8 protein-coding genes are annotated in these 6889 nt (G+C 66.5%); 2 read left to right on the top strand and 6 right to left on the bottom strand.

Annotated elements, in window-relative coordinates; translation table 11 throughout:
* The 5 genes from WMN78_RS04550 to WMN78_RS04530 form a co-directional block, all read right to left on the bottom strand.
* A partial coding sequence (locus WMN78_RS04550; RefSeq protein WP_340532300.1) for an NAD(P)-dependent oxidoreductase occupies positions 1–897 on the bottom strand: 897 nt, incomplete at its 3' end.
* Between the two features lie 45 nt (positions 898–942).
* Positions 943–1842 (bottom strand): MurR/RpiR family transcriptional regulator, encoded by a 900-nt coding sequence (locus WMN78_RS04545; RefSeq protein ID WP_340532299.1) that lies wholly within the window; start codon positions 1840–1842, stop codon positions 943–945.
* Positions 1843–2081: 239 nt separating this feature from the next.
* Entirely contained in the window at positions 2082–2327 is a 246-nt protein-coding gene (locus WMN78_RS04540) for a CDGSH iron-sulfur domain-containing protein (protein WP_340532297.1), read from the bottom strand.
* A 20-nt stretch (positions 2328–2347) separates the two neighbouring features.
* Positions 2348–3403, bottom strand: a complete 1056-nt coding sequence (locus WMN78_RS04535; RefSeq protein WP_340532295.1) for an iron-containing redox enzyme family protein — start codon at positions 3401–3403, stop codon at positions 2348–2350.
* A gap of 259 nt (positions 3404–3662) precedes the next feature.
* Positions 3663–4487, bottom strand: a complete 825-nt coding sequence (locus WMN78_RS04530) for a hypothetical protein (RefSeq protein ID WP_340532293.1) — start codon at positions 4485–4487, stop codon at positions 3663–3665.
* Between the two features lie 287 nt (positions 4488–4774).
* Between WMN78_RS04530 and WMN78_RS04525 the strand changes: the two genes are divergently transcribed.
* Positions 4775–5518, top strand: a complete 744-nt coding sequence (locus WMN78_RS04525; RefSeq protein ID WP_340532292.1) for a GOLPH3/VPS74 family protein — start codon at positions 4775–4777, stop codon at positions 5516–5518.
* Here the strand turns inward: WMN78_RS04525 and WMN78_RS04520 are convergent.
* A complete protein-coding gene (locus tag WMN78_RS04520) occupies positions 5508–5918 on the bottom strand; it encodes a VOC family protein (RefSeq protein WP_340532291.1) in 411 nt (136 codons plus the stop codon). The two genes, WMN78_RS04525 and WMN78_RS04520, sit on opposite strands and share 11 nt — an antisense overlap.
* A 147-nt stretch (positions 5919–6065) precedes the next feature.
* Between WMN78_RS04520 and WMN78_RS04515 the strand changes: the two genes are divergently transcribed.
* Entirely contained in the window at positions 6066–6851 is a 786-nt protein-coding gene (locus WMN78_RS04515; protein ID WP_340532290.1) for an alpha/beta hydrolase, read from the top strand.
* The last annotated feature ends 38 nt before the right edge of the window (positions 6852–6889 follow it).

The following is a 6889-nucleotide window of genomic DNA, read 5'->3' as shown; positions in this document are numbered from 1 at the left end:
GGTGGACGGCGCGCCGGCGGGCGTGATGGACGGGGCGACGGTCCTGGCGATTTCGGTGAAGTCCGCGCGCGGTCCGAGTACGGCCAGGGCGTCCTGCCACTGGCTGGCGACGGCCGCAAGGAGGGCCGGGCTTTCGCCGATCTGCGCGGCGACGTCCACGGCGAGGGCCGCATCCCGGGCCATCAGGCCCAGGGAGAAGCCGGAATCGTGGGTGCCGGAGAGCACCCAGTTGGGATACATGTTTGCCGAGACCTTGCTGCCACCGGAGGCTTCACTGATGCTGGCCGCCGCCGTGGCAGGATCGATGCCGTACGCCTTGGCGACCCCGAGTGCCTCACCCACGGAGACCAGGTTGGCCGCTGCCAGGACGTTGTTGAGGAGCTTGACCACGTTGCCGCTGCCGGGGCCGCCGATGTGGCTGTACTTTCCGCCGGTGAGGGCGAGCAGGACGGGCTCGGCGGCTTTGAGGGCGGCGTCCGTGGCTCCGACGAAAGCACTCAGGGACCCCGTTGCTGCGCCATCGCGGCCACCGGACACCGGAGCGTCCACAAAGGCCGCTCCTTGTGCTTCGGCGAGATCGGCCATCTGCTTGCTGGTGGCCGGTTCGGAGGTGGTGGTGTCGATGATCGCCACGGTTCCCGGCTCCGCCAGGAGTTGGGGAACGGTGGTTTCCACCATGCTGGCTGCAGGCAGGGAGAGGACGGCGTAGGGTGTCCCGGCGAGGTCCTCCAGGCTGGCGGTGGTGGCGATGCCGGTGCCGGATGCGGCGGCCCTGGCTGCCTCGGAGGGGTCGAAGCCGGTGACGTCCCAGCCGGCTTTGTGCAGCGTTGCGGCCATTGCTCCACCCATGGCTCCAAGGCCAATGACGGCTACGCGGCGGTCTGTGCTGGTGTTCATGAACTGCTCCTGGAGTATGCGTGTGGGGAGTGAAGGGTGTGGGGGTCAGTCGAGGTAAATGTCCAGGTCTTTCCACAGTTGCTGGGTGCGGCGGATGGCGGCGCGGCTGCGTTCGGGATGCGCCGCCTCCATGCCTGCGAGCAGGCCGTAGACCACTGAGTTTGCTGCGGTCACGGACTGGAAGAAGGAGATGCCTTCCGAGGCCACCACCAGGAGGTGGTCAGCAGCCGCGGCAAGGCGGCCGCGGCGCATGTCGCTGATGGCAACAACCGTGGCACCTGCCTGTTTGGCGGCCTCGGCCGTGACGATGATCTGCCGTATGGAGCGCCACATGTTGATGACCACCAGGACGTCGCCTTCACCCAGGGTGTTGGTGCTGGAAGCCAGATGGACGCCGGCGCGGTTCTCCAAAGTGATGGGGTAGCCCATGGTGGAGCCCAGGTGCGCCATCACGCTGGCGGGGCCGGCGAACGAGCCAAGGCCGACGACGGTGATGGACTTGGCTGCAGCCATGGCCGCAATGGCGGCTTCGGCGTCGTCTCCTGTATTGGAGTCCAGCGTCAGGCGCAGATTCTCGATGTCATGGTTGAGCGCGTCATGGAGTGGGCTGCGGTGTTCGCCGTGCTCCGTCAGGGTGTCCTCGGTGGAGATCATGACGAGGTACCGCGAGCGCAGTTCCCGCTGGAGATCCGGCCAGCCGCGGTAACCCAGATGCTGGGCCGTACGGACCACCGTGGAGTTGTTGACGTCTGCCCGCTGGGCGATCTCGGCGATGTCCGCGTACGAGGAGAGCTGCGGATTGCGGGCGATGACATCCACCACCCGGCTCTGGGCCTTGGATAGCGGAACGTCCGGAAGGGCGTCGCCGAGCCACGCCTGGGAAACGTTCCCGGTGCTGCTCGCGCCTGCTCCGATGGCTTCAAGATCGACCGCATTGGTGTTCAAGTCCGGACCTCTTCTGTAACGCACATCACTCTGCAAGGTTGATTGCATCAAATGTACCTTGCAATTTCGTTTGCGAACAGAGGTTTTGGTTTCCGGCTTGTAAATCCTCGTTGTGATGGCCGCCTGACTGCGCCATGGCCCAAACAGCAACGGACGACGGCGGGAAGTCCCGCCGTCGTCCGTTCATCTTGTGGTGTCATCTTTTGGTGACAGCGCCGGTGTTGGCGCTGAAGCGGGGCCTAGGGCCCGGGATCTGCCGGCGCTGGGTCTGCCGGCGCGGCAGGGTCTGTCCGGAACTTGATCAGCTTGTGCGTCCCGTCGCAGTACGGTTTGATCGCTGACGCGCCGCACCGGCAGAGTGCCACTGTCCGGCGCTGCCTCGGCACGGGCTCTCCTGCCGGCGTGACGATCTCGAAGTGACCACGGACCAGCAGGGGCCCGTCCGGGCAGACGACGATCAAACCTTCAGCGGGTTCCTGCTTCATGTGCCCTTCCTGGTGCGTGGTCATGCGGCCGCGGGCAGGTCGGTGCGGAGTGAGGTCCGCCCGTTCTCCCAGGCCTCGAGGATGCGAAGGGTGAGCCGGGAGTCCACGGCAACCGCCGCCGTCGCCCCGAACAGCACGTCGGAGAGCAGGTCCGGTTCTGCCTCCACCAGGCCTCCCGCGAGATCCCGGCCTGCGATCTGCTCGTGGACGGCGTCGGCCTCCACGTGTTCATCGAAGTACGCTGTCGCTGCGGCGTCGAAATTATGGCGGCGGAAACCGTTGCCGTAGAGCTGGTTGGGCCGGGAGGACGTCATCTCGTACATCGCCAGATGCCCGCAAATGGCACCGCGGAGGCGGCGGTTCAACCCGAAGAGGGACATCATGTTTACCGACGCAAGGGCGATCGCGGGCACTGCATCAACGTAGGCGCCATACCGGTCATCGAGACCGAGGGCACGCATGGTCCTGGCGAAGAGGGCGCTGTGCATCCGGTCCGCGCGGCCGCCGCCGTATTCGTCGGCCTGGATCTCCACCAGGGCAGCTTTGGCGCGGCCGGAGAGGCGCGGAATGGCCCACGTATGCGGGTCCGCTTCCTTGAGCTGATAGGTGGATTTGTGGATGAGGAATTCCCGGAGTTGGCCGAGGCTGGCCTTCTTCGCAACATGCTTCGAAAGGCTGGGCCCGGTGTCCGCAGCCGCGAGGGCAAACAGGACGGTGGCCACACCGTCGCTGACCGAACCTCCGGCGGCGACCGGGGGAACCTCGGGGACTGCAGCCCGGGCCGCTGTCCGCAACGCCTTCTCGAACGGCTGCTCCAGCAGCCGCCGGACGGCGATCAGGCCCGGAATCCATTCCCAGCCGTCATCCACGCCGTCCAGCCCGCCGTAGTGCAGCTCGTAGAGGCAGAACAGCGCCAATTGGAGGTCCTCGTCCTCGATGACGTCCGCAGTCTGGTCCAGCTGGGCGGAGGCGAGTACCTGAAGTTCGGTCAGGGCTGACCCGTTCTCCACAGGCTGCCCGGCGAGGAGCGCGAGCAGGGCGGCGCTGACCGGGCCCCGTTGTTCGGGGATGTGCATGGTTCTCCTAGGGATTCTTCAGCCGGGCGGACGCCGCTATGGACAAGGTCAGAACCGGTTCCGGTCCCGGTTGCGGGGGTTGGCGGCGGGGTTCTGTTTCGCCCGCCGGGCGCGCATCACGCGGCTGATGATGGTGGGGAGGAAAGCGATGAGCAATTTTTTCATGGCGGTGGTTCCCTTCGTTTTTGGTGGATGGGGCTCGGGGTGGCCGCCTTTCCGTAAGGAGAGACGGCCACGCTCGGTGGCTTCACTGCAGGTGCTATGGACGTGGTCCTCGGCCCGAATTACGTCCCGCTGCGCTGTGGAATGGATCGTCCACTTCCCGCAACGGCGTATCCGCGGCGGTACCGGTCGGCAGCGACTGGGTGGACACCGGGCCGCCCGAAGAGATCACCGGCTCCGTAAGAAAACCCCGGTCATCCCCAGCGGCGAAAGCTGTCTCATGGCGGATGGCGGCGCCCTGCGGTACCGAAGCCCGGTGTGTGGGACTGGAGGCCGGGCCGGATGGGCGGCGGCCCTGGGTATCCGGGGTGCCGGCAGCCAGACCCCGGGTCAACCGTCCTGCAAGAATTCCCGCTCCTGCGGCCAGCAGGAGGAAGGTGCCGGGACGCTGCCGGGCAAAAGTCTGCACCTCGCTCAGGAGCGAACCAGGGTCCCGGCCGTCCAGCCAGGACGCGACGGACTGCGAACGCTCGGCGGCCTGCCGGACCAGATCCGAGGCCACGCCGGGCTGGCGGGAGGCGTCTGCCATGGTGCGCAGCTCCGAGGAGATGGAGCGGATACCGTCTGCTACGTTCTGCTGCCGGGTGCCCGCCTGGCGGGTGAGGTCTGATTTGGCCTGGTGCAGCAGGTCCCGGGCGTTCGTTTTCACCTCGGAAGCGACGTTGCTGGCCTCGGCCTTGGCCGTCTCTGCCACGCTCTGGGCCGCGCCCGCCGCATGGCTGGCCAGCTGTGAAGCCTCGCCCTTGACCGCCTCTGATTTGGAGGGGGAGCCGGCCGCCGTTCCCGCTGAGGCCGGGGCCGGATTTCCGTACTGGTCGAGGGTGGCCGGCGAGCCCGCCAGAGGCCTTTGGTTCTGAGTCATGGTCACTGTCCTTCGTGAAGGGTTCGCTGGCAGGAACTGCCAGCACTGCTGTCTTCGCAATAGTAAGCATGGTTACTAAATAGATACTAAGCATACTTGCTATTGCCTGCGCAAGGTCCGGGGGCTGCGGGCACGGGTATTTTCGCTGCAAGCCGGACGGGGGAGCAGGTGCGGCAAAGGTCCGCGGGACGCGCCAAACACCAACGGACGACGGCGGGAGGTCCCGCCGTCGTCCGGCCCTTACTGCCGCCATTGTGGTGGCCGCATAACTGGGCCACCATGATCGTATGGATGCACAAACACCTCAGGCGGAGGAACCGAACGCCGCGGAGCTGAGCCTTCCCCAGGCTTTCCTCCTTCTGGCAACGAACGACACGGACGGCGAACCCGAAGTGCCGGCCTACATTCTCAGGACCACTCTGGCGGGCGCAATATTGGCCGAACTGGAACTGACGGGCGCGATCGGACTGCAAGGGAAGCACGTCAGGGCTACGGGCACTGCGCGGCCAACGGACTTCCAACACCAGCTGGAGCTCATCCGCCACAAGTCCCGGCCCCACACTCCCAAGCGGTGGGTGTCCATGCTCGAGGGCCGCGCGGAAGTGCAGCGTGTCTACGAGGGGATGGCGTCCCGTGGCATCGTGGATCATGTCGGCGAAAAGCACCTGGGCCTGTTCAAGACCGTGCGGTATCCGGAGAAGGACCATGCCCCGGAGGCCGCGATCCGGCACAAGATCAAGGCCGCACTCGGCCTTAAGCCGTCAGATGCCACGCCAACCGATGCAGCGCCGTCCGACACGACGCCGCCTGCCGCGACGCCAACCGATGCGACGCCGGCAGCTGCGAAACCAACAGATGCGAGGACCACAGCCCTCGTCGCCCTGCTTGAGGCAGCCGGGCTGCTCGACAAACTCTTCCCGGCAGCTGATCGGGACCTGCCACGAAAGCTGGCAAAGGATTACTGGCCCGCCCGTGCGGTGGCGGACGAACTGCGCATGATCAGGCTGGCGGAGGCAGAGGCTATGACCTAGGCCGGCCTTCTTCGCCGGCGGGCTGGAACAACTCCACCACGTTGCCTGCCGGATCCACCAGTAGAATCTGCTGACCGCCGGGGCCTTTGACGATGTCGTTCCGGAACGTGACGCCGGCGGCGCGCAGCCGGTCCACTTCGGCCGCGATGTCGCCCACGATGAGGTGGATGCGGTTCCATCCTCCCGGTGCCGGAACGGCGCCGTCCGGCATCGGCCGGCCCGCCGAGCTGGTGGGACCGCTCAGCAGGAGCCTCAGGTGACCGCGGGCGACGTCGGCAAACGCCGGTGCCGCGTTCATCCTGGCGGTGAATCCGAGGTGCTTTGTGTAGAAGTCGACGGCGGCCTCGACGTCGTCCACCATGTACCGGACGCTGACCATTTCAGTAGAGTCGTTGGACATTGCTGGCTCCTTTCCGAACCCGCGGGAATACTCGATGACGTAAAGCAGGAACCGGATGCCCCATGAATCCAGTGTGATTGTTTTTGGCCGACCGGGGAGCTGCCTCCTTTCCCTTTCCGCCCGAAGCGCCCGGGGTTAGGATGCCGTGTGACCTTCACCCACGGCTACGCGGACAACAACGGCCTTTGCATGTACTACGAGGTCCACGGGCAGGCGGTGCCCGGCCAGCCGCCGCTGCTCCTCATCCCGGGCGGCGGTTCTACCATCGGCACCAACTTCAGTGAACTCATCCCGCTGCTGGCCGGACACCGCCAGGTGATTGCCGTCGAGGAGGAGGGTCACGGCCGCACCCAGCCCACCAGCCGCCCCCTCACTGCCGAGAACTCCGCAGGCGACATCCTGGCTGTTCTGGAACAGCTCACCGTTGAAACCGTGGACGTGCTGGGATTCAGCGCCGGAGGCCACACCGCCGTCGCCCTGGCGCTCGCGCGTCCGGCCGCTGTCCGGCGCCTGATCATCGCGTCCACCTTTGTGAGCCGGGATGCCGTTCCCGATGAGTTCTGGGAGGGCATGTCGAAGGCCACCCTTGCGGACATGCCCGACACCTACAAGGACGCCGACCGCCTCCTCAACCCCGCACCTGGCCATCTGGAGCTGCTTTTCGAACTGGACCGCCAGCGCATCCTGGACTTCCCCGGCTGGTCCGACGAGGAGCTGGGCACCATCACGGCGCCAACGCTGGTGGTGCTCGGGGACCGGGACATTGTCACCGCCGAGTATGCAGCGAGGATGGCTGGCACGATCCCGGGCGCCCGCCTGCTGATCGTCCCCGGCGGCCACGGCGACTACCTCGGCGAGCAGGCCGCCAGCGGCGGGGACCTGCGGACCATGCACGCCACCGTCCCGTTACTGCTGCGGTTCCTCGACGGGTAGGGCCTTAAGTGTCTGTGAGGGTTGTGGTGGCTGGTCTG

Origin of the sequence: Arthrobacter oryzae (assembly GCF_037911235.1) — a bacterium.
Lineage (GTDB): Bacteria > Actinomycetota > Actinomycetes > Actinomycetales > Micrococcaceae > Arthrobacter > Arthrobacter oryzae_E.
This window is presented reverse-complemented; position numbering and strand designations above follow the sequence as displayed.

Coding starts and splice junctions, on each gene's coding strand:
- WMN78_RS04540 (WP_340532297.1), bottom strand. CDS start 2,327: ATGAAGCAGGAACCCGCTGAAGGTTTGATCGTCGTCTGCCCGGACGGG.
- WMN78_RS04535 (WP_340532295.1), bottom strand. CDS start 3,403: ATGCACATCCCCGAACAACGGGGCCCGGTCAGCGCCGCCCTGCTCGCG.
- WMN78_RS04530 (WP_340532293.1), bottom strand. CDS start 4,487: ATGACTCAGAACCAAAGGCCTCTGGCGGGCTCGCCGGCCACCCTCGAC.
- WMN78_RS04525 (WP_340532292.1), top strand. CDS start 4,775: ATGGATGCACAAACACCTCAGGCGGAGGAACCGAACGCCGCGGAGCTG.
- WMN78_RS04520 (WP_340532291.1), bottom strand. CDS start 5,918: ATGTCCAACGACTCTACTGAAATGGTCAGCGTCCGGTACATGGTGGAC.